The organism is Saccharothrix sp. (genome assembly GCF_031180885.1).
Classification (GTDB): Bacteria; Actinomycetota; Actinomycetes; order Mycobacteriales; family Pseudonocardiaceae; genus Actinosynnema.
This window is the reverse complement of the sequence record NZ_JAPSLK010000003.1, coordinates 250,717-271,665: the sequence shown is the minus strand read 5'-3', so window position 1 is coordinate 271,665 and position 20,949 is coordinate 250,717. Positions and strand designations below refer to the sequence as shown.

20 protein-coding genes are annotated in these 20,949 nt (G+C 71.5%); 11 read left to right on the top strand and 9 right to left on the bottom strand.

Annotation, left to right across the window (positions count from 1 at the left end; all coding sequences use genetic code 11):
- Window positions 1–408 precede the first annotated feature (408 nt).
- Window positions 409–1,542 carry a trypsin-like serine protease gene (locus tag RIN75_RS07585; protein ID WP_309111076.1) on the top strand — a complete coding sequence of 378 codons (1,134 nt, stop codon included), beginning with the start codon at window positions 409–411 and terminating at the stop codon, window positions 1,540–1,542.
- A 47-nt stretch (window positions 1,543–1,589) separates the two neighbouring features.
- On the opposite strand, the gene RIN75_RS07580 is transcribed toward RIN75_RS07585, so the two are convergent.
- Window positions 1,590–2,363 carry an SDR family oxidoreductase gene (locus tag RIN75_RS07580; RefSeq protein ID WP_309111075.1) on the bottom strand — a complete coding sequence of 258 codons (774 nt, stop codon included), beginning with the start codon at window positions 2,361–2,363 and terminating at the stop codon, window positions 1,590–1,592.
- A 182-nt stretch (window positions 2,364–2,545) separates the two neighbouring features.
- Between RIN75_RS07580 and RIN75_RS07575 the strand changes: the two genes are divergently transcribed.
- Both RIN75_RS07575 and RIN75_RS07570 read left to right on the top strand, forming a co-directional pair.
- On the top strand, window positions 2,546–3,550 hold the full coding sequence (locus RIN75_RS07575; protein ID WP_309111074.1) for a LacI family DNA-binding transcriptional regulator: 1,005 nt from the start codon (window positions 2,546–2,548) through the stop codon (window positions 3,548–3,550).
- Between the two features lie 145 nt (window positions 3,551–3,695).
- Window positions 3,696–5,465 carry an alpha-L-fucosidase gene (locus tag RIN75_RS07570; RefSeq protein ID WP_309111073.1) on the top strand — a complete coding sequence of 590 codons (1,770 nt, stop codon included), beginning with the start codon at window positions 3,696–3,698 and terminating at the stop codon, window positions 5,463–5,465.
- A 263-nt stretch (window positions 5,466–5,728) separates the two neighbouring features.
- Here the strand turns inward: RIN75_RS07570 and RIN75_RS07565 are convergent, their stop codons facing one another.
- Entirely contained in the window at window positions 5,729–5,878 is a 150-nt protein-coding gene (locus RIN75_RS07565; RefSeq protein ID WP_309111072.1) for a hypothetical protein, read from the bottom strand.
- 293 nt (window positions 5,879–6,171) lie between these two features.
- A complete protein-coding gene (locus tag RIN75_RS07560) occupies window positions 6,172–6,558 on the bottom strand; it encodes a hypothetical protein (RefSeq protein WP_309111071.1) in 387 nt (128 codons plus the stop codon).
- A 637-nt stretch (window positions 6,559–7,195) separates the two neighbouring features.
- Here RIN75_RS07560 and RIN75_RS07555 point away from each other — a divergent pair.
- The 6 genes from RIN75_RS07555 to RIN75_RS07530 all read left to right on the top strand — a co-directional run bounded on the left by RIN75_RS07555 (window position 7,196) and on the right by RIN75_RS07530 (window position 13,273).
- Complete coding sequence (locus RIN75_RS07555; RefSeq protein WP_309111070.1) at window positions 7,196–8,260, top strand: hypothetical protein; 1,065 nt, start codon at window positions 7,196–7,198, stop codon at window positions 8,258–8,260.
- A 1-nt stretch (window position 8,261) separates the two neighbouring features.
- Window positions 8,262–9,377, top strand: a complete 1,116-nt coding sequence (locus RIN75_RS07550; RefSeq protein WP_309111069.1) for a toxic anion resistance protein — start codon at window positions 8,262–8,264, stop codon at window positions 9,375–9,377.
- Complete coding sequence (locus RIN75_RS07545; RefSeq protein ID WP_309111068.1) at window positions 9,374–10,984, top strand: substrate-binding domain-containing protein; 1,611 nt, start codon at window positions 9,374–9,376, stop codon at window positions 10,982–10,984. The genes RIN75_RS07550 and RIN75_RS07545 overlap by 4 nt, the downstream gene beginning before the upstream one ends.
- Window positions 10,981–11,550: a hypothetical protein gene (locus RIN75_RS07540; protein WP_309111067.1), complete on the top strand. Its 570-nt coding sequence runs from the start codon at window positions 10,981–10,983 to the stop codon at window positions 11,548–11,550. The genes RIN75_RS07545 and RIN75_RS07540 overlap by 4 nt, the downstream gene beginning before the upstream one ends.
- 20 nt (window positions 11,551–11,570) lie before the next feature.
- Window positions 11,571–12,755, top strand: a complete 1,185-nt coding sequence (locus RIN75_RS07535; RefSeq protein ID WP_309111066.1) for an esterase-like activity of phytase family protein — start codon at window positions 11,571–11,573, stop codon at window positions 12,753–12,755.
- Window positions 12,756–12,853: 98 nt separating this feature from the next.
- Complete coding sequence (locus RIN75_RS07530; protein WP_309111065.1) at window positions 12,854–13,273, top strand: isocitrate lyase/phosphoenolpyruvate mutase family protein; 420 nt, start codon at window positions 12,854–12,856, stop codon at window positions 13,271–13,273.
- Here the strand turns inward: RIN75_RS07530 and RIN75_RS07525 are convergent.
- The 4 genes from RIN75_RS07525 to RIN75_RS07510 all read right to left on the bottom strand — a co-directional run bounded on the left by RIN75_RS07525 (window position 13,254) and on the right by RIN75_RS07510 (window position 16,698).
- Window positions 13,254–13,856: a hypothetical protein gene (locus tag RIN75_RS07525; RefSeq protein WP_309111064.1), complete on the bottom strand. Its 603-nt coding sequence runs from the start codon at window positions 13,854–13,856 to the stop codon at window positions 13,254–13,256. The two genes, RIN75_RS07530 and RIN75_RS07525, sit on opposite strands and share 20 nt — an antisense overlap.
- A 100-nt stretch (window positions 13,857–13,956) precedes the next feature.
- Entirely contained in the window at window positions 13,957–14,754 is a 798-nt protein-coding gene (locus RIN75_RS07520) for a leishmanolysin-related zinc metalloendopeptidase (protein ID WP_309111063.1), read from the bottom strand.
- A gap of 70 nt (window positions 14,755–14,824) precedes the next feature.
- Window positions 14,825–15,472 (bottom strand): response regulator transcription factor, encoded by a 648-nt coding sequence (locus RIN75_RS07515; RefSeq protein ID WP_309111062.1) that lies wholly within the window; start codon window positions 15,470–15,472, stop codon window positions 14,825–14,827.
- Window positions 15,460–16,698 (bottom strand): sensor domain-containing protein, encoded by a 1,239-nt coding sequence (locus RIN75_RS07510; protein WP_309111061.1) that lies wholly within the window; start codon window positions 16,696–16,698, stop codon window positions 15,460–15,462. Before RIN75_RS07510 ends, RIN75_RS07515 begins: the two co-directional genes overlap by 13 nt.
- 134 nt (window positions 16,699–16,832) lie before the next feature.
- Here RIN75_RS07510 and RIN75_RS07505 point away from each other — a divergent pair, with 134 nt between their 5' ends.
- Window positions 16,833–17,606 carry a type II CAAX prenyl endopeptidase Rce1 family protein gene (locus RIN75_RS07505; protein ID WP_309111060.1) on the top strand — a complete coding sequence of 258 codons (774 nt, stop codon included), beginning with the start codon at window positions 16,833–16,835 and terminating at the stop codon, window positions 17,604–17,606.
- On the opposite strand, the gene RIN75_RS07500 is transcribed toward RIN75_RS07505, so the two are convergent.
- On the bottom strand, window positions 17,581–18,012 hold the full coding sequence (locus tag RIN75_RS07500; protein ID WP_309111059.1) for a helix-turn-helix transcriptional regulator: 432 nt from the start codon (window positions 18,010–18,012) through the stop codon (window positions 17,581–17,583). The two genes, RIN75_RS07505 and RIN75_RS07500, sit on opposite strands and share 26 nt — an antisense overlap.
- A gap of 54 nt (window positions 18,013–18,066) precedes the next feature.
- On the opposite strand from RIN75_RS07500, the gene RIN75_RS07495 reads away from it, so the two are divergent.
- Window positions 18,067–19,482, top strand: coding sequence for an MFS transporter (locus RIN75_RS07495; RefSeq protein WP_309111058.1), 1,416 nt, complete (start codon window positions 18,067–18,069; stop codon window positions 19,480–19,482).
- Here the strand turns inward: RIN75_RS07495 and RIN75_RS07490 are convergent.
- Window positions 19,479–20,861, bottom strand: a complete 1,383-nt coding sequence (locus RIN75_RS07490) for a lysine 2,3-aminomutase (protein ID WP_309111057.1) — start codon at window positions 20,859–20,861, stop codon at window positions 19,479–19,481. The genes RIN75_RS07495 and RIN75_RS07490 overlap by 4 nt on opposite strands.
- Between the last annotated feature and the right edge of the window lie 88 nt (window positions 20,862–20,949).

Sequence of the window (20,949 nt, the reverse complement as noted above, 5' to 3'; positions counted from 1 at the left end):
CCCCAACGCCGGCGCCCCCCACGAGCACCAGTGCTGCCGGCAACACCGCCGCCGCGGTGGCGGCGACTATTCGCGCGACCAGGCGGAACGTTTTTCCTCATGTGAACTCGCGCACGCCTCCTTGCGAGCAGAAACCCCGAGTTCATGCAAATCGCTCGGACCCGGTCGCCCCGCCGCCCACCGCGCCGCCGGGGCCGGCGCCCGCCGGAGGGCGAGGGGACGATCACGGTCGGGAGTCATCCGCCTACTTTCGTAGGTGTCTGCCGGCGGTTTGGCCGGGTTAACGTTGCGCCGGTCCGGTGAAAGCGCCGGCCCGATCGCCGGCGGAATGTCTTCACGTCATTCCGTGGTGATTTCCGCGCATTACCGGTGCCAGTTTTGTCGAACCCTGCGATGAAAGCTGACAAAATGAAGATCCGCACCCTCGGCGCCCTCGTGGGCGTCGCGGTCGGGGCCGCCCTGCTGACCCCCACCGCATCCGCCGCGCCGGACTACGACCCGGCGATGCTCTCCGCCCTGGCCGCCGAACTGGGCACCTCGCCCGCCCAGGCCGCCGAGCGACTGGACCGGGAGCAGGCCCAGGCCGCCACCCTGGTCGACCTGCGCGACCGCGGCGTGTCCGTGGACGGCGCCTACTTCGACCGGAACGGCAAGCTGGTGGTCAACACCACCGACGCCGCCGCCGTCACGAAGGCGGGCCTGACCCCGCGCACCGGTGTGCGCGGCGAGAAGGCGCTGGACGCCCTCACCGCCCGCGTCGAGCAGGCCATCGGTTCGGACATCGCCCAGGTGCAGGCCTTCGGGCCGGACCTGGTGGCCGACCGGGTCGTCGTGACCGTCGAGCCGGACGCCACGTCCGCGCTGGTCGCGAAGCTGTCGAAGATCGACGGCGTGGCCGTCGAGCGGGGCGCGGCGCGCCTGACCCCGCAGGCCGACGTCGTCCCCGGCCGGATCATGGACCTGGTGCCCGGCACGAACTGCTCGCTGGGCTTCAACGGCACCCGCAACGGCCAGAAGGTCCTGCTCACCGCCGGTCACTGCGTCGAGGGCAACCCCGACATCTACGACGCCAACGGCAACCACATCGGCAAGGGCATCGCCACCCGGTTCCCGTCCTACGACATGGGTCTGATGTCGGTGGACGCCGAGGACACCCAGCGCGCGTACGTCGACACCCGCAAGGGCACCACGGTCGCCGTGCGCGGCATGTCCAAGGCCCCGGTGGGCACCTCGCTGTGCAAGGCGGGCAACACGACCGGGTGGACCTGCGGCACGATCTCCGGCTACAACTACACCGTCCGCTACTCGGGTGAGAGCACCTCGACCCGCGGCCTGGCCCGCTCCACGGTGTGCACCGAGGGCGGCGACAGCGGCGGCGCGTACATCGCCGGCAACACCGCCCAGGGCATGACCTCCGGCGGCCCGGCCGACGGCCACGACTGCGGCTGGAACCAGGGTTCCGGCGCGACCGGCTCCTATTCCTACTACCAGCCGGTGGTGGACGCCGCGAACTACTACGGCGTCTCCCTGCTGACCTCCTGAGCCGAAACCCCGGGAATGCGGTGGCACGAGGGCGTGCCACCGCATTTTCAGCGCCGCCGCTCACCCTGGCGACGCAGCAGCCGCAACACTTTCAGGCCCAGGGACGGCGCCAACGCCCCGAGCCGCGCCATGCCCGCCCGGTGCGCCGGGATCGCCCGCACCAGCCGCCGCCCGTCCAGCATCGCCACCGCCCGGTCGGCCACCTCGTCGGGCGGCAGCAACCCGCCGCCGGAGAACAGGATCGCCGAGTCGGCGTCGTGCCGGACCCCGTCGACCATCGCGGTGTCGGCGGCGTCCGGGCACAGCACGTGCACGCGGACGGGGACGCCGGCGACGTCCAGGTCGCCCTGGAGACTGGTGGAGAAGTTCAGCACCGCGGCCTTGGTCGCCGCGTACACCGCGAGCCCCGGCACCGGCCCGTACGCCGACATCGAGGCGATGTTCAGGATGCGCCCGCCGCTCGCGCGCATGACCCCGACGGCCATTCGTGACCCGTGCACCACGCCCAGCACGTTGACCTCGACGAGCCGCCGGACCACGTCGTCGTCCTGCTCCCACACCGGCCCGGTGGCCAGCACCCCGGCGTTGTTGACCCACACCGCGACCCGGCCTTGGTGCCGAGCCACCTCGGCCACCGCCCGATGCGCGGCGGGATCCCGCACGTCCGCCACCACTCCGGTCGCCCCGAACCGCGACGCGACCTCCCCGACCACCGGATCGACGTCGGCCGCCACCACGGCGTACCCGCGCTCGGCCAACCGCCGCGCGATCCCGAGCCCGAACCCGCGCGCCGCCCCGGTCACCACCGCCACATCGCCCATGCCCGAGATGCAATCAGGTCGACGCGAGGCGCGCGACGCCCCGACCGACGCCACCACCGCGCCGCGCGCGAGAACACGACCGAATTGCACGGCTGTGCACCCGATCCGGCAAAGGCGCATGTGGGAGCGATGCCGATGGGTACACTCCCCGCTTTGCCCGAACGGGAGAAGGAGTGGGCGCGGTGGGCGCACCGGTGAGCATCCGGGACGTGGCGACGCGGGCGCGGGTGTCGGTCGGCACGGTGTCGAACGTCCTGAACCGGCCCGACCTCGTCGCGCCCGCGACCCGGGAGCGGGTCCTGGGCGCGATCAGCGAGTTGGGTTTCGTGCGCAACGACGCCGCCCGCCAACTCCGGTCGGGCACGCCCCGCGCCATCGGCCTGGTCGTGCTCGACGTGGGCAACCCGTTCTTCACCGACGTCGCGCGCGGCGTGGAGGACACCGCCAGCGACGCGGGCCACGCGGTGATCCTGTGCAACAGCGACGACTCCGCCCAGCGCGAGGCCCGGCACGTCGAACTGCTGGCCGAGCAGCGGGTGCACGGCGTGCTGATCACGCCGGTGGACACCGACGCCCCGGTCCGCCGGCTGCGCTCACGTGGCCTGTCGGTCGTGCTGCTCGACCACCCGACCGACAACCCCGACCTGTGCTCGGTCGCCGTGGACGACCGCGCGGGCGGGCGGCTCGCACTGAGCCACCTGATCACCGAGGGCTACCGGCGGATCGTGATGATCAACGGGCCGGAGAGCCTGCACCAGGCCCGGGAGCGGTGGCGGGGCGCGCAGGACGCCGCGCAGACGGCCGGTCGGGAGGTCGAGGAGATCCGGGTGCCTGCGTTGAACGTCGCCACCGGGCAACGGGTGGCACGGGCGTTGCTGGACCGGGACGTCCGGCCGGACGCGGTGTTCTGCGCCAACGACCTGGTCGCGTTGGGCCTCCTCCAGGTCCTCGTGCGCGAGGGCGTTCGAGTCCCCGCGGACATGGCCGTGGTCGGCTACGACGACATCGACTTCGCCGCCGCGGCCGCCGTGCCGCTGACGTCGGTGCGCCAGCCACGCGAACTGATCGGCCGCACCGCCGCGTCGCTGGTGATCGAGGAGACGATGTCGCCCGGCGAGCACGAGCACCGCCACGTCCAGTTCCGCCCCGAACTGATCATCCGAGAGTCCAGCCGCCGCTCACTCTGATCATCTGCCTGTCTGATTGCTCGGACCTCTGACCTATATCAGACACCACTCGCTCATCTCTTGCGGCTCCGCACGCGCCTTCGGTAAGAACGAGCCGATACCTCCGATGTCTGGCTCGCTTCAACGCTGAAGGAGTTGAGGTTCGATGCGCTTATCGGCGGCGAAAGCCCTCCTCGCCGTGGTGGTGACGGTGGCCGGCACGCTGACCGTGCTCACCCCCGCGCACGCGGCGCCGGGCGACAACCTGGCCGTGGACGACGTGTTCACCTCGCCGCGGACCAGCGGTTTCCGGGCGGACCGGTTCGGCATGTTCATCCACTTCGGCCTCTACAGCGCGTTCCGCGGCGAGTACCGGCGGGCCGACGGCACGGTGTGCCGGGACGCGGAGTGGATCAAGCGCAACTGCGCGATCCCGTGGCCGGAGTACGAGGCGAAGGCCGCGCAGTTCAACCCGACGTCGTTCGACGCGAAGGCAGTCGTCGGGACAGCGAAAGCCGCAGGCCAGAAGTACGTCGTGATCACGTCCAAGCACCACGACGGCTTCGCGATGTGGCCGACGGCGGTCAACGACTGGAGCATCACCAGCCGGACGCCGTTCAAGCGGGACATCCTGCGCGAGCTGGCCGACGAGGCCCGGGCGCAGGGCATCAAGCTGGGCTTCTACTACTCGATCTGGGACTGGCACGACCCCGACGCCCAGTCCGCCGCGAACTACGACGCGTACGTGGGCCGGATGAAGGCGCAGTTGCGCGAGCTGGTGACCAACTACGGCGACGTGGCGGTGCTGTGGTTCGACGGCGAGTGGGACGGCCAGTGGACCACCCAGCGCGGTGAGGACCTGGCCCGATACGTCCGAGGTCTGTCCCCGAACACGGTCGTGAACAACCGGGTCGGTCACCGGCGGGTGGTGGACGGCGATTACGGGACTCCCGAGCAGGAGATCCCCGGCGGGCCGGTGGACGGGCAGCTGTGGGAGTCGTGCATGACGATCAACGGCACGTGGGGCTTCGCGCAGTGGGACACCAACTTCAAGTCGGTGTCCACGCTGACCCGCAACCTGATCGGGATCGCCGCGAGCGGCGGCAACTACCTGCTCAACGTCGGCCCCGACGACAAGGGCGCGATCCCGGCGACGTCCGCAGAACGCTTGCGCGGCATGGGTTCCTGGCTGGCGGTCAACGGTCCCGCCGTGCACGGCGCAGGCGTTCCCGGCATCGTCACCCAGCCGTCCTGGGGCAAGGTGAGCCGCAACGCCAACCGCCTCCACGCCTCCGTCTACTCCTGGCCGGCCCCCAACACCCCGCTACACCTCACCGCGACGAGTTGGTTCCAGATAACCAAAGCCACCGTCCTGGCCACCGGCGCGGACGTCCCCGTCCAGCCCTCGGGCGACGGCTACGACCTGTACCCACCCGGCAACGCGCCAGACCCGATCGCATCCGTGATCGCCTTGGACATCGTCCCCCGAACCCCGGCCGAACGCGGCACCGGCACCGGCCTGACCGCGAGGTTCTGGCCCAACAACACCTTCACCGGCACCCCCGCCGTCACCCGCCGGGACCCGACGGTGAACTACAACTGGGGCATCACCGGCTCGCCGGCCCCCACCATCCCCACCGACAACTTCTCCGCCCGCTGGACCGGCTGGCTGGAGCCCCGCTACACCGAGCCCCACACGTTCACCACGATCTCGGACGACACCGTTCGCCTGTGGATCGACGGCAAACCCGTGATCACCAACACCACCCCGCACGGCCCGACCGTCGACAAGGGCACCGTCACCCTGGAGGCCGGCCGCCGCTACGCGATCACGTTGGAACACACCGAAAACGGCGGCGAGGCCACCATGAAACTCCTGTGGACCAGCCCCAACACCCCCCAACAACTGATCCCCACCTCCCAACTCCACCCCTGACCCCCCGCGGCCTGGCGGCCCACGCCGCCAGGCCGTTCCAAGGTCAGCGGGTGAGCGGTGAGCGGTACAAGATCACCTTCTCGGTCGAGCTGATCTCCGGGACCGGCTTCGACAGGGAGTGGGAGTTGGGGAACATCAGGCGGTTGACCAGGGGCGCGCAGGACGGTTGCCCCGGGAGCCCGCAATCGGGGTGTTCAAGGCCGAGCAGCCGAAGGCGTTCTCGTCGTAACAGGGGCATGACGGCGGAACCTCCTTGCCGTGGGCTACCAGGAAGTCGGGCGGGGCCAGGCGTGGTTGCAGCTGCTGTAGCCCAGCTCGTTGGCCCGCAGCAGCGCCGAGTCGTCGTACTTCTCGTAGGTCTTGAAGCGCTCGCGCGCCCCGTCGTAGTTGCCCGAGGCGACCAGCTTGCTCATCTCGGTCCAGTACCAGTTGGCGTGGCCTTAGTCGGCCCAGATCTTGCGGGTCTGGTCGGCGAACGGGCCGTCGACGATGGATCCGGTTGCCGACCCCGCGCATCGGCGCGCTGCTGGTCCTCGGCGCCGCCGTCTACTACCTCCAGTACTGCGTTCCACCGACGGCCTGCTGTTCGCCATCGGCTTCTGCCTGGCGTACGCGTGGGCGGGTGTCGCCGCGCACATCCTGATGACGTGGCCGACCGGGCGCCTCAAGGGCCCGGTCGACCGGATCTACGTGGCCGCCTCGTACGTCACCTCGATCGGCACCCAGGTCGCGCGCTACTTCGTCGACGACACGACGCCGCCCTGGGGATCGGCATCCCGAAGCCGGTCACATTCTGGGGCACGTTCGGCAGCGCGCTGGGCGCCTTCATGGCGATCAGCGCGATCGGCATCGTGCTGTGGCGGTGGATGAGGACCGCGAAGATCCACCGCCGGCCGACCGGCCCGGTGTGGATCGGGATCGTCGCCGCGGCCACGTTCAAGATCGCCGAGGCGGTGGCGACCGTGGTGCCCACGCCGTTCGCGGTCAAGACGACCCTGGCCTGGTTGTTCACCATCGCGGTGATCGTGATGATCCCCCTGCTGTACCTGGTGCGCTGGGTGCTGCGCGAACTCGCCCCGGAAGTGCTGGTCAACCTGCTGGTGGGACGTCCATCGCGACTACGCGGGATTCGCCGACCCGGCGGCGTTGCAGCACAGGCTCAGCAGCGGTCTCGGCGACCCGACCCTGGCGACGCTGATGTTCCTGCGGAGCACGGGATCCTCGAGTCGCGACACGCGGTCCTGATCACCGGCATTCGGCGGCCGATCCGACTCCGGACCCGACCTGTCCGCGATCCGCCGGTGCCCGCCCCCGCCGGCCATTGCCCGCCGTGGTCGGCCGGAGCCCGGTGTCCGTTTCCGCCGGCGCGAGTCGGGGACGGTGGCGGCCAGCCGGTCGCGCAGCTCGTCGATGCCGGGCAGGTCGCGGCTGCGGGACTGCCCGTCGCCGCCGACCGGCCGTCCCGCGCCGCACCTTCCTCTTCACGGGACGCGCGACCGGCCGAAAAGTCGCAGATCCTGCATGTCACACGATCGGGGGACACCGCGCCAACCCCGCGACAGCCACTGCGACGACCCCGCGCTATCCGCTTGATCATGCTACCGGAACCACCCCAACACCAGTCGACTTCTTCCGTTCACTCAAGGTTCACCCCGCCAAACCCCGTTCGAGCGTCAAACGAGTCGAACGGGATGCAAGATCGCGGGCGACTGGGGACGAGGGGGTGGGCCGTGAAGCGGCGGTTGTCCATCGGGTTGGCCGTGGTGTTGTTGCTCGCCGTCGTGGCGGTGGTGGTGTGGGGGCGGGAGGACGAACCGGACAGCGAGATCACCGTTGTCCGAGGGGTCATCGGGTCGGAGAAGCAGGCCTTCTTCACCGACCCCCGCGTGGTCGAGGCGTTCGCCAAGCACAAGATCAAGGTCGAGGTCGACACCGCCGGTTCGCGGCAGATCGCGACCACCGTCGACCTCGGCAAGTACGAGTTCGCCTTCCCCTCCTCCTCGCCCGCCGCGCAGAAGATCCAGCGCGACCGCAAGGTCACCACGGTCCACACCCCCTTCCAGTCCCCGATGGCCGTCGCGACCTTCGAGCCCATCGTCAAGCTGCTCGAAGCCAACGGCGCGGTCCGCAAGGGCGCGGGGGACTACCAGGTGCTCGACATCGCCGAGTACCTCGAACTGGCCGACCGGCGCTGGGACCAGCTCCCCGGCAACACCGCCTACCCCGCCCGCAAGAACGTCCTGATCACCACCACCGACCCGCGCGAGTCCAACTCCGCCGCCATGTACCTGTCCATCGTCTCCTTCGTCGCCAACGGCAACGCGGTGGTCAGCAGCGCCGAGCAGGAGGCGAAGGTCCTGCCGCGCATCGCGAAGCTCTTCCTCGACCAGGGCTACACGCAGAACAGCACCGAGGGCCCGTTCGAGGACTACCTGTCCGCCGGCATGGGCAAGTCCCCGATGGTCCTGGTCTACGAGTCCCAGTACGTCGACCGCCTGATCCGCGCCGACGGCTCGATCCGCCCGGACATGCGCATGCTCTACACCGCCCCGACCGTCTACTCCAAGCACACGCTGGTCCCGTTGTCCCCCAACGGCGACCGCGTCGGCCGGCTGCTCGCCACCGACCCCGAGCTGGGTCGGCTGGCCGCGACCTTCGGGTTCCGCACCACCAGCCCGAAGCTGTTCGCCGAGGTCGCCGGGGACAAGGCGCCGGCGGACCTGGTGGACGCGGTCGAGCCGCCGTCGTTCGAGACGCTCGAACGGCTGCTCGACGAGGTGAAGAAGCAGTACTGACGTGGACGACTTCAACCCGGTCGGACCGGTCCCGCCCGAGCGCGCCGCGGGACTGGTCGCGCCCGACCCGCAGACCCGTGAGGACATCGCGCGCAAGGCCGAGGACTTCGCCCGAAAACTCGAAGAACTCGACGTGCGCTCCCCGGAGTTCACCGACCGGCTGGACGAACTGCTGGCCGTCGGCGAGTCCGACATGCGCACCGCCGCCGGCGTCGCGCGCACCATGCTCGACCGGGCCGTCGCCGAGCAGGTCACGCCGCGCAACCCGGTCACCACGACCCTGGCCGGCCTCCGCCGGACGGTCGGGGAACTGGACCCGTCGAAGCTGCCGCTGACCGGCCGCAAGCTGCTGGGCGTGTTCCCGGCCGCCGGCGCCGCCAAGAAAGCCCTCGACCGCTACCGCGCCGCCAACGCGCCCGTCCAGGCCCTGGTCCTGGAACTCCGGCAGCGCCAGGACGCCCTGCGCCGCGACAACGCCGCGATCAAGGGCGAGCGGGAACGGCTGTGGCAGGCGATGGGCCGGCTGGCCGAGGCCGCCGCGTTCGCCGAGGCGGTGGACGCCGCGGTGGACCGGCAGGCCGAGGTGTTCGACCTGACCGACCCGATGCGCGCCCAGACCCTGCGCGCCGACGCGCTGCACCCGATCCGGCAGCGCCACCAGGACCTGCTGACCCAGCTCGCGGTCAGCGCCCAGGGCTACCTCGCGCTGGACCTGGTGCGCCGCAACAACGACGAGCTGATCCGGGGCGTCGAACGCGCGGTGTCCACCACCATGAGCGCCCTCCAGGTGGCGCTGGTCGTCGCCTCCGCCCTGGCCAACCAGCGGGACGTGCTGGACGAGGTCAGCGCCCTGCGCGCCACCACCGACGGCCTGATCCGCGCCAACACCGAGCTGATCGGGTTGCAGGGCGCGGAGATCCAGCGGGCGTCCAGCGACCCGGCGGTGGCCGCGGAGACGATCCGGGCGTCGTTCGACCGGATCTACGCGGCCCTGGACGCGGTCGACGGCCACCGCGCCGAGGCCGTGCGGACGATGGCGGCGACCGTGGAGTCGCTGTCGGGGGAGATCCGCCGCGCCGAGGAGCACCTGCGGCGCTCGCACGAGGGGGACCGATGAGGAAGGCACTGGCGTTCCTGCTGGTGGCGGGGCTGCTGACGGCGTGCACCGACGAGCCGGACCCCGGGCAGCCGGTCGGCCCGGCCGAACCGGGCACGCTGCGGGTCCTGGCGGGCAGCGAGCTGGCCGACATGCGGCCCGTGCTGGAGGAGGCGGCCAAGGCGACCGGCGTGACCGTGAAGTTCAGCTTCACCGGCACGCTGGAGGGCGCGGAGGCGCTGGCCTCGGGCTCGGCGGACGGCGCGTACGACGCGGTGTGGTTCTCCTCGAACCGGTACCCGGCGGCGATCCCGGAGGCCGCCAAGCGCCTGGGCAACCAGGTCAAGATCATGAGTTCCCCGGTGGTGCTCGGCCTGTCCTCGTCGGCGGCGCAGCGGCTGGGGTTCGCGGGTCGGCCGGTCGGGTGGGCCGAGATCGCCGAGAAGGCCGGGCAGAAGGCGTTCAGCTACGGCATGACCGACCCGTCCGCGTCCAACTCCGGGTTCTCCGCGCTGGTCGGCGTGGCCTCGGCGCTGGCGGGCGCGGGCAACGCGGTGGACGCGAACCAGGTCGCCGCGGTGACCCCGAAGCTGACCGAGTTCTTCAGCGCCCAGGCGCTGTCCTCCGGGTCGTCGGGCTGGCTGTCGGAGGCCTTCGAGAAGCGCGCCCAGGACCCGGCGGGCAAGATCGACGGCCTGATCAACTACGAGTCGGTGCTGCTGTCGATGAACGCCGGCGGCAAGCTGCCCGAGCCGCTGTCCATCGTCTACCCCAGCGACGGCGTGGTCACCGCCGACTACCCGCTGACCCTGCTCACCGGCGCGAACGACGACGCCCGCGGCGCGCACCAGCGGCTCACCGACCACCTGCGCACCCACGACGTCCAGCGCCGCATCGCCGAGACCACGCACCGCCGCCCGGTCGTCCCCGGCGTCGAACTGGGCGCGCGGTTCACCCAGAAAGACCTGCTGGAACTGCCGTTCCCGGCCACCCGCGACGCCGTGGACGCCCTGCTGTCGGCCTACTTCAACAAGATCCGCCGCCCGTCGCGCACCTTGTACGTGGTGGACACGTCCGGTTCGATGGCCGGGGACCGCATCGAGGCGCTGCGCACCGCCCTGGTCGGCCTGACCGGCGCGGACGCGTCGCTGACCGGCCGCTTCCGCGGCTTCCGCAACCGCGAGGAGGTGACGATCATGCCGTTCGACACCACCCCGCGGGAGCCGCGCACGTTCGTCGTCCCCGAGCAGGACCCGCGGGCGGTGCTGGCCGAGATCAAGTCGTTCGCCGAGGGCCTGAACGCCAACGGCGGCACCGCGATCTACGACAGCCTCGACCGCGCCTACACCGTGCTGGCGCCGGTGCTGGCCAAGGACCCCGACCGGTTCCACTCGATCGTGCTGATGACCGACGGCGAGAACGCCAACGGCCGCGACTTCGCCCAGTTCCAGACCGGGTTCACGGGGGTGCCGGCGCAGGTGCGGCAGGTGCCGGTGTTCACCGTGCTGTTCGGCGAGGGCAGCGGCGACGAGCTGTCGAAGGTCGCGGACATGACCGGCGGCAAGGTGTTCGACGCGCGCAACACCAAGCTGACCGACGTGTTCAAGGAGATCCGCGGCTACCAATGATCCGCTACCTGGGCTCGACCAAGAACCTCGTCGGCTGCGTCGGCGGCCTGATCGGCGTCGTGCTGTACGTGACCGGCGTCGTGGGGTCGTGGTGGCCGGCGGTCGTCGCGGGCCTGTACGCGGTGGGCGCGCTGCTCGCGCCGCCGGAGAAGGTGCGCCTGGTGCCCAAGGACGCCGCGACCGAGGCGTGGGAGCTGCGCGCGGGCCTGTCCACGCTGGTCCGCGAGGTGGCCGCGCAGCGGTCCCGGATGCCGGAGTCCACAATGGACTCGGTGCGGCGGGTGGTCGAGGTGCTCGACGACATGCTGGGCAAGCCCGAGCGGCTGACCGACCCGGACCTGCGGCACAACCTGGTCCGGCTGGCCCGGACCGACCTGCCGCTGTCCGTGCAGACCTACCTGAACCTGCCGTGGTGGCTGTCGGCGCAGCGCAAGGCGGACGAGGAGCTGGTGGCCCAGTTGGGGCTGCTGGAGGGCCAGGCGCGGCAGCTGGCCGAGCGCTTCTACGCCTCGGACGTCAACCGGCAGACCGACCACGGCCGTTACCTGCGCGACCAGAACGAGTGACCCGTTTCGAGGAGAGTTCGATGAGAAGGACGTTGGTGGCCGGTCTGTCCCTGATCGCCGGGGCGGCCCTGGTGGTTCCGGGTGCGCAGGCGGAGCCGGCCCGGGGCGCGTTCGGGCAGGCCGCGTTGACCGGGTTCGCCGCGCTGCCGGCCCGGACGTTCGTGCCCGCCAGCGAGCCGTCCGGCGCGGCGATCTCCCCGGCCAACGGGGTGGCGACGCCGTTCGACGACCAGCCCGTGCAGGGGTTCAGCGCGGTCCTGCGCAACGCGGACGGGACGTTCGAAGCGTTGTCGGACAACGGGTACGGCAGCAAGGCCAACAGCGCCGACTTCGTGCTGCGCATCCACCGCATCGCCCCGGACTTCGCCTCCGGCGCCGTGGACGTCGTGGGCGGGCTCAACCTGACCGACCCGAACGGGCACGTCCCGTTCCCGCTGACCCGGCCGGACCGCGTGCTGACCGGCGCGGACTTCGACGTCGAGTCACTGGTCCGCCTGCCCGACGGCTCCTACTGGGCCGGTGACGAGTTCGGCCCGTACCTGCTGCACTTCGACCGCGCCGGACGCCTGCTGGCACCGCCCGTGCCCACCCCCGGCGTGTTCGCCCCGGAAAACCCCAGCGGCACCCCGAACCTGGGAGGCAGCAAGGGTTTCGAGGGTCTGGCGCTGTCCCCGGACGGCAAGACGCTCAACGCCCTGCTGGAGGGCACGGTCGCCGGCGACGAGCCGGGCACCTTGCGCCTGTACGAGTTCGACCCGGCCGCCGGCCGCTACACCGACACCCGCTGGACCTACCCGCTGGACTCGACCACGCACGCCATCGGCGAGTCGATCGCCGTGGACCGCAACCGGCTGCTGGTCATCGAACGCGACGGCGCGCAGGGCGTGGACGCCAAGGTCAAGAAGATCTACCTGGCCGACAAGCGCGACCGCGACCGGGACGGCAAGCTGGACAAGACCCTGGTCGCCGACCTGCTCGACCTGGCCAACCCGCGGGGCCTGGGCGGGTTCGGCAGCCCGTTCCGGTTCCCGTTCCCGACCATCGAGAGCGTCCTGATCCTCGACGACCGCACGCTGGCGGTGTTGAACGACAACAACTTCCCGTTCTCGTCGGGCCGCACGCCCAACCAGCCCGACAACAACGAGTTCATCACCGTCAAGCTGACCGACCGCCTGCACGCCGACCCGCGCGTCCTGCGGCGCTGAGGTCCGCCAGCGGGGGTGATGTCGAAATCCGGCCAGACAAGGGTCAGTCGTGCGGCGATCCTGGTGCCCGCACAACGATCACCAGGCGAGTCGACGAGATGTCTCAGCAGGACCAGGCCGAGCTGTTCCGCGACCTGCACACCGGCCCGGTGCTGGTGCTGCCGAACGCGTGGGACGCCGCCTCCGCGCGGCTGGTGGAGCACGCGGGCGCGGAGGCGTTCCTGGCCGCCGGCGCGGACGGCGTGTTCGTGCCCGGCGTCGCCGACCCGGACACCATCGCCGCCCTGGCCCGCGGCATCGACGTCCCGCTCAACGTGATGGCCGGGCCGGGGTCCCCGTCGGTCGCCGAGCTGGCCGGGTTGGGCGTGGCGCGGGTGAGCGTGGGCCAGGGCATCGCGGAGGCCGCGTACGGGGTGGCGCTGGAGTCCGCGCGCCGCGTGCTCGCCGACGACGGCTACCCGGCCGGCGCGGTGGACTACGGCCTGATGAACAGCCTGCTCACCACTCCAGGAGCCTGACGAACGCGGCGAGGTCGTGCCGCGCGTCACCGAGGGTCACGGTGCCGGTCCGGGCGTCCAGCACGACCGCCCGCCCGGCGCCGTCCTCGCCGACCAAGACCCCACCGTCCACAGTGGATGTCTCCGCCGGGGTGAACACGGTCAGGGACGTCCCGTCCGCCAGGAACCCCGACCGGAACCACGACTCGCCCGCCAGGTACTCGCGCCAGGCGTCGGGCAGGCCCGGACCGTCCACACCGGCCCGGTACTCGGTCTCCCGCACGATCGAACCCACGATGTGCGCGTTGAACTCGTCCATGTCCTCCGCGGGCACCCAGTGCTCCAGCACGTCCCGCCCGCCGGCCTGCTGGACGGGGTAGCGGGCGAGGAACGCGGCGTCCACGTCGAACCGGGTCACGTACCCGACGCCCTCGGCCGGCACGTTCCACTCGCGGGCGATCTTCACCGCGTACCAGCGGTTGGCCACGGGGTAGAAGATCGGCTGGTCGGGCAGGCGCGGCGGCCAGGCGCGCCAACCGGAGCCGGCGACGAGGTCCAACTCGGCCTGCCCGGTGGGCCGCCACAGGGTCACGATGTCTTTCACGCGCGGCAGCGTAGGCCGCCGAGGTCATTGCGCGGGAGCGGATTCCTCCGTACCGGACCTCGGTACCGGACTCCTCGGTACCGGACTCCTCCGGGGTGGATCACTCGGGGGCGACGACCTCGACCCGCGGGCGCACGAACTCGCCGTGCCGCCGCACCGGTTCCACGGCCTCCAGCCCGCCGGTCGGCAGCCGGTACGGTTCGGCCGCGTCGAGGTCCACCTGGTAGCCCAGGTCGATGAGCGAGGCCGCGGTGAGCCGGCTGATCGGGTTGCCGACCTCGCCGATCGCGCTGGACATCAGCTCGTTGCGGAAGACCGACTCGCGCCAGTGGCTGTCCCGCGTGCCCTCGCCGCCCCGGTTCTCCACCGGCACGGTCTCGAACTCGCCGTCACCCTGCAACGCCTCGTACTCGACCATCGCCACCCGTCCGATGTAGCGGGGGTCGCCGGAGCCGACGTCGGCCACCAGCCCCTCCCAGAGGGTGCCGATGCCCAGCACGTGCCCCATCTCGTGCGTGATGACGTCGACCAGCGTCCGCTCGGCCTCCATCTGCGCCAGGTCGGCCGTGTCGAACCGCATCACCCCGCGGCACGGCGGCCCGCCCACCCGGATGTGCGTCGGCCCGGCCTCGCCGAGGATGCCGTCCACCCCGTCGATGTCCGCGCCCTCGGCGAGGATGAGCACGTCGTCGATCCGCTCGCCGTCGAGCGTGACGTCCGGCAGGTCCCCGACGATGATCCGCGCCCACCGGTCGGCGGCGTGCTTGAACGCGGCCTTCTGCGTCTCGCTCAACCCGCCGACGAACTTCACCGTGATGGTGAACGGCGAGGTCGTCTCGGCCACTTCCAGCGCACGTCCGGCGTCGGCGCGCGCTTCGTAGATCTCGTAGTCGGCCATGATCTGTCCCCAATCGGCCGGGCGTCGTATGCCTGTTCTGTCGCCGACGACCGCAGGGCGTAACGGTGGTTCACCCGTTCGGGCTACGTAGGTAGGCCAGGACGGCGAGGACGCGGCGGTTGGTGTCGTCGTCGGGTGGGAGGCCGAGCTTGGCCAGGATGTTGCCCACGTGCTTGCCCACGGCGGCCTCGCTGACCACCAGGTCGCGGGCGATGGCGGTGTTCGAGCGGCCTTCGGCGAGCAGGGCGAGGACTTCGCGTTCGCGCGGGGACAGGCGTTCCAGCGGGTCTCGGCGGCGGGCCAGCAGCCGGCGGACGACCTCCGGGTCGATCGCGGTGCCACCGGCCGCGACGCGCCGCAGGGTCGCCGCGAACTCCTCCACGTCCACCACCCGGTCCTTGAGCAGGTAGCCGACCCCTCCGTGCGCGTCGAGCAGGTCGGCGGCCAGTCCCCGGTCCACGTACTGGCTCAGCGCCACCACCGGCAGGCCCGGGTGGTCGTGGCGCAACGCCAAGGCCGCGCGCAGGCCCTCGTCGGTGAACCCGGGCGGCATCCGCACGTCGGTCACCACCAGGTCGGGCCGGTGCTCGGCGACGGCGGCGACCAGGGCGTCGGCGTCCCCGACGGCGGCGACCACGTCCAGGCCGAACCGGGCCAGCAGCCCGGCCAGCCCCTCGCGCAGCAGCACGCCGTCCTCGGCCAGCACTACGCGGACCACGGCAGCTCCACCCGCACCAGGGTCGGCCCGCCGACCGGGCTGGACAGCGCCATCCGCCCGTCGAGCACCGCCACCCGGTCGGCCAGGCCGGTCAACCCGGTCCCACCCGCCGGATCGGCCCCGCCGCGCCCGTCGTCGCGCACCTCCACCACCAGCAGCCGGTCCGAAGCGGACGCCGTCACCGACGCGGTCGTCGCGCCGCTGTGCCGGGCCACGTTGGTCAGCGCCTCGGCGACCACGAAGTACGCGGTCGACTCGACGTGCGGGGGCAGCCGGGGCAGGTCCGCCCGGAGCTCCACCGGCACCGGCCCGCGGTCGGCCAGGTCCTCCAGCGCCGCCGCCAGGCCCCGGTCCGCCAGGACCTTCGGGTGGATGCCGCGCACCAGTTCCCGCAGCTCGGCCATCACCTGCTTGGCCTCCTCGTGCGCCCGCGTGACGTGCTCGTGCGCGGGGGAGTCGGCGGGCACGTCCAGCCGCGCCAGGCCCAGCCGCAGCGTCAGCCCGACCAGCTTCTCCTGCGCCCCGTCGTGCAGGTCCCGCTCGATGCGCCGCCGTTCGGCGTCGAACCCGTCCACCAGCCGCGCCCGCGACCGCGCCACCTCCGCCAGCCGCTCGTCGTCGTGCAGCAACGCCCGTGCCACCGCGCCGTGCGCTCCCGCCACCACCGACCACAGGTAGGGCACCGCCGGCAGCACCACCAACCCGACCGCCGCGTACCCCAACGCCTCACCCACGGAGTCCGTCACCACGAACCCCAACGCCACCGGACCGTCCGCGCCCGTCAGCAACAACGGCCCGCCCAGCAGCATGAACGGGAACGCCGCGACCAGGAACGCCGGCACGTACACCAGCGGCCCCAACGTCAGCAGCAGCACCGCGTAGGCGACCTCCCGCCACGTCGCCGCGTCCCGGTACCCCGTCGGCGGGTGGTGCAGCCGTCGCTGGGGTTCCAGCAGTCGCAACCGCCACCGCTCCAGCCGCGCCAACGGCCGCGCCACCCACGGCAGCCCCGCCCCCAGCACCGCCAACCCCACCACCGCGAACACCACCCGCGCACCCGCCGACTGCGTCGGCGACAACGCCAGCACCCCAGGCAGGCTCAACAACCCGACCGGCACCGCGACCACGGCAGCGACGACCGGCGTCCCCGCGACGTGCGCCAACGCCCGCCACGGCCACCGGGTCACCAGGAAGTCCCGCCCCCGCAAGGCTTTCCAGAAGATCACTTCTGCGACGCTAGCCCAGTCACACCTCGCTGTCGGTGGGTTCGCGCGTACTCCCGGGGTAGGTCTGGCCATACCCCCGTGAGGCCATCCAGTGGTAGTGATCGACCGGCCGGTGCGCTGGTCTGCTGACCCGCATGACGATCACCGCGACCCGGCCCCGAGGCGTCCGGGTGTTCCTCCTGCTGACCTTCGCCCTGGCCTGGGCGGGCATGATCGGCGCGGCCCTGCTCGGGTACTCGACCGCGAACCCGTGGGTGCAGCTGCCGTTCGCGTTCGCCCCGGCGATCGGGGCGCTGGTGGTGCGCCTGCGCGGCGAGGGTTTCGCCGACGCGGGTCTGGCGTTGCGGCTGCGTCAGGCGTGGTGGCACTACCTGCTCGCGTGGCTGGCGCCGTTCGTGTTCGTGGCGGTGGCGGCCGGTGTGGCTGGGCTGTGGGGGTTCGATCTGGCTCCGGTGTCGTGGCAGGTGGTCCTGGTGCTGCTGGTCGGGGTGCCGTTGTTGACGCCGGTGTACTGGGGTGAGGAGTTCGGGTGGACCAGCTACCTGCGGCTGCGGTTGTTCCCGGGGCGGCCGACCGCGGCGACGGTGGCGACCGGGCTGGTGTGGGCGGTGTGGCACTACCCGTTGGCGTTCACCGGTTACGTCGAGTTCGGCAACGTCGTCGTGGGGCTGGCGGTGTGGACGGTGTCGTTCCTGTGCCAGGAGGTGGTGCTGAGCTGGTTGCGGCTGGACAGCGGCACGGTGTGGACGGCGAGTCTCGCGCACGCGGGCAACAACATGGTGCTGTCGCTGCTGGTCGGGTCGATGCTGCCGGGGGTGGACGCGACGGTGGTGACGGTCGTGCTGAGCGTGCCGATCGCGGTGGTGGCGGGGTGGCTGCTGGTCACCGGTCGGACGGGTGAGCGGTGACCAGGAGGAGGGCGTCGAGGAGCCGGTGCCAGTCGCGTTCGGTGGGTTCCCGGTTGGTCAGGGCGGCCATGCGGGCGAGCACGTCGAGCACGGCGGCGGCGAGTTCTTGCGGTGGCGTGCCGGTGTGGTGGGCGAGGGTGTCCAGGTCTTTGTGGAACCGCGCGCTGCGGCCGAGGCGGACCAGGCTCGGGGGCAGTTCGGGCGGGGCGGGGGAGGGGCCGAGGTCGACGTTGAGCGTGGTGCCGAGGGCGGTCGCGAGCCTGGTCAACGCGTCGACGGTGGGGTTGCCCCGGTCGTTCTCCAGGTTGGCGACGTAGGGCACGGACAGTCCCGCGTCCGCCGCGACTGCCGCAACCGTCCGCCCACTGGCCGCGCGCAGTGCCCGCAGCCGTGCTCCGAGCGTCATGCCGTCATCCCATCTTGACAGAATACTTCTCCCGCTGGCTATCTTGTGAGAATAGTGCAGAGGGGGCTGCCGGTGTTCGCTTCGTTGCGTGTCCGCGACTTCCGCCTGCTGTGGCTGGGTCGGACGGTCGGCTCCCTGGGCACGTGGCTGCTGGTGGTCGCGGTACCCGCCCACGTCCTGCACCTGACCGGCTCACCCACTGCCGCCGGCCTGACCTTGGCCGCCGAGTTCCTGCCCCCGGTGATCCTGGGGCCGGTGGCGGGTGCGGTGGTGGACCGGTGGGACCGGCGGGTGGTGCTGGGGGCGGCGGACGTGCTGCGGGCGGCGGCGGTGGCGGTGTTGTTGCTGGTCCGCGGGGCGGACGACGTGTGGCTGGTGTACGTGGCGCTGGTGCTGGAGGGCGTGGGCACTGTCGTGTTCCGGCCGGCGGTGCAGGCCCACGTCCCGGCGATCGTCGGCACCGGCCCTCTGCTGTCCGCCGCGAACACCCTCACGACGGCAACGGACGGCACCATCCGCCTGATCGGCGCACCCGTGGGCGGTCTCCTACTCGGCTTGGTTGGCTGGGAGGTCCTGGTCATCGCGGACGCCCTGACTTACCTCATCTCCGCACTGGCCATCAGCCGCACAAGTGTCGTACCTGGCTGCGAGAATGACCCCCGGGGCTGGGAAAACCGGAATGTCGTACCCGAGTGGGAGAATGATCCCCAGGGGCGCTCAAGATCGACTGTCGTACCCTCGTGGGACGATGGAGACGGGGGCCGCAGGCCACGGTCTCGAGCGTCACGGTCGCCACGATCACGGTCCCGGAGGCGGCAGTCTCGCGAGGCACCATCCCGGCGGCCGCGTGCCGGGTCGTGGCGTGAACTTGTTGCGGGCATAGGGTTTCTGCGCAGGGATCGGACGGCGGGGGCCTTGTTCCTGGTGTCCGCGCTCTTCCTCGGCGCGAACGCCGCCCTGACCGCCCTGCTCGTCCCGCACGCCACGACCACCCTCGGCGGCACCACCCAAACCGGTCTCGTCCTCTCCGGTCTCGGCGTCGGCTTCCTGCTCGGCGCCCCCGCGACCCGCCGCCTCCTGCACCGACCCGCCCCGCTCCTCGCCGCCGCGCTCGCCGGCACAGCCCTGGGCTTCGCGCTGCTGTTCGCCGCCCCGACGATCCCAACAGCACTGACAGCCGCCGTCGTGGTCGGCGCGTTCGGGTCGGCCGTCCTCACCACCACCCAGACCCTGCTGCAACGCGTCACCCCGAACGCCCTGCTCGGCCGGGTCGGCGCGGCCCTGTTCACCGGCGAAGCGGCAGCCACGTTCGTCGGAGCCCTGGTCGGCGCGGCAGCGGCCGGGAACACGCGCGACGCCGTCCTGGGCGCGTGCGCGATCACCCTCGCCGCCGCCGCACTGGCGGTGAAGTTGTTGCCACGCAATGGGGTCCCGGCGCACGAGCACCGGGACCCCATCGAAAAGACCTAGGCCTGGTTGGCCCACCAGTCGCGACCCGCCTCGCCCAACGTCGAGATCGGGTCGTAGTACGGGTACCGGCGGTCGAGGGCGTCCGGGTCCGCCAGTTCGATGCCGGTCCGGTAGTTCTTGGTCCAGTACGAGATGCCCAGCTCCCGGTCGTACTCGGCGACCTGGTGGACCCAGCGCTTGCCGACGTACGGCACGTCGCACACGATGCGCGGCGTCGCGTAACCGGGCAGGTAGCCCATGATCGCGTGTTGGAGTTCCTGCGCCTCCCACACCGCCACGCGCCAGTGCTCGGCGTTGGGGATCATGTCGCACATGTAGAAGTAGTACGGCAGGATGTTCGCCTCGCCCTGCAGTGCGAAGCACAGGTCCAGCAGGTCGTCCGGCGTCGCGTTGACGCCCTTCATCAGCACGCCCTGGTTGCGCACGTCCCGCACGCCGACGTCCAGCGCCGTCCGCGCCGCCTCGGCGACCAGCGGGGTCACCGACTGCGCGTGGTTGACGTGGGTGTGGATCGCGAGGTTCACGCCACGCCGGTGGGCGGTGCGAGCCACGCGCTCCATCCCCTCCACGACGCGCGGCTGGAGCCAGTGCTGCGGCAGGCCCGCGAGCGCCTTGGTGGCCAGCCGGACGTCGCGCACGGTCTCGACGTCCAGCAGCCGCATCAGGAACGACTCCAGCTGCGGCCACGGCACGTTCGCCACGTCGCCGCCGGAGACCACCACGTCCCGCACGCCCGGCGTGCGCTTGAGGTAGTCGATCATCTGGTCCTGCCGGTCCACCGGCTTGAGCAGCAGCTTGTGCTTCTGCACCTGCGGGGTGGAGTTGCCGACCAGGTCCATGCGCGTGCAGTGCCCGCAGTACTGGGGGCACGTGGACACCAGTTCGGCCAGCACCTTGGTCGGGTAGCGGTGGGTCAGGCCCTCGACCACCCACATCTCGGCCTCGTGCAGGGAGTCGCGCGACGAGTGCGGGTGGCTCGGCCAGCGCGGGTCACGGTCGGAGCGGACCGGGATCATGTACCGGCGGACCGGGTCGGCGAAGAACGCGTCGGTGAAGTCCTGCGGCGCGGCGTGCGGCGCCATGGTGTTGAGCATCTGCGGCGGCACGAGCATGGACATCGTGGCGAGGTCGGCCTGGTCGGCTGCCAGCTCGTCGTAGAACCGCTCGTCGAGCAGGTCGCCCATCACGGTGCGCAGCTGCTTGACGTTCTTCACGCAGTTCACCCGCTGCCACTGGGCGTCCCGCCACTGCGCGTCGGTGACCTGCCGCCAACCGGGGAACCGCCGCCAGTCGGGCTCGATCAGCTCGCGACGGACGTAGGTGTACGGCTGGAGGTCGGGTCGCGGCACCGCGGGCACGACGTCGTGTAGCGCAGTCATCCATACTCCCTACCCGTTGAGTGGCGTAAAGATATGCTGCCAGAAGGGCCGTTAGACGTAAATATTTCGGCAGGGAGTGTTTTGGGCC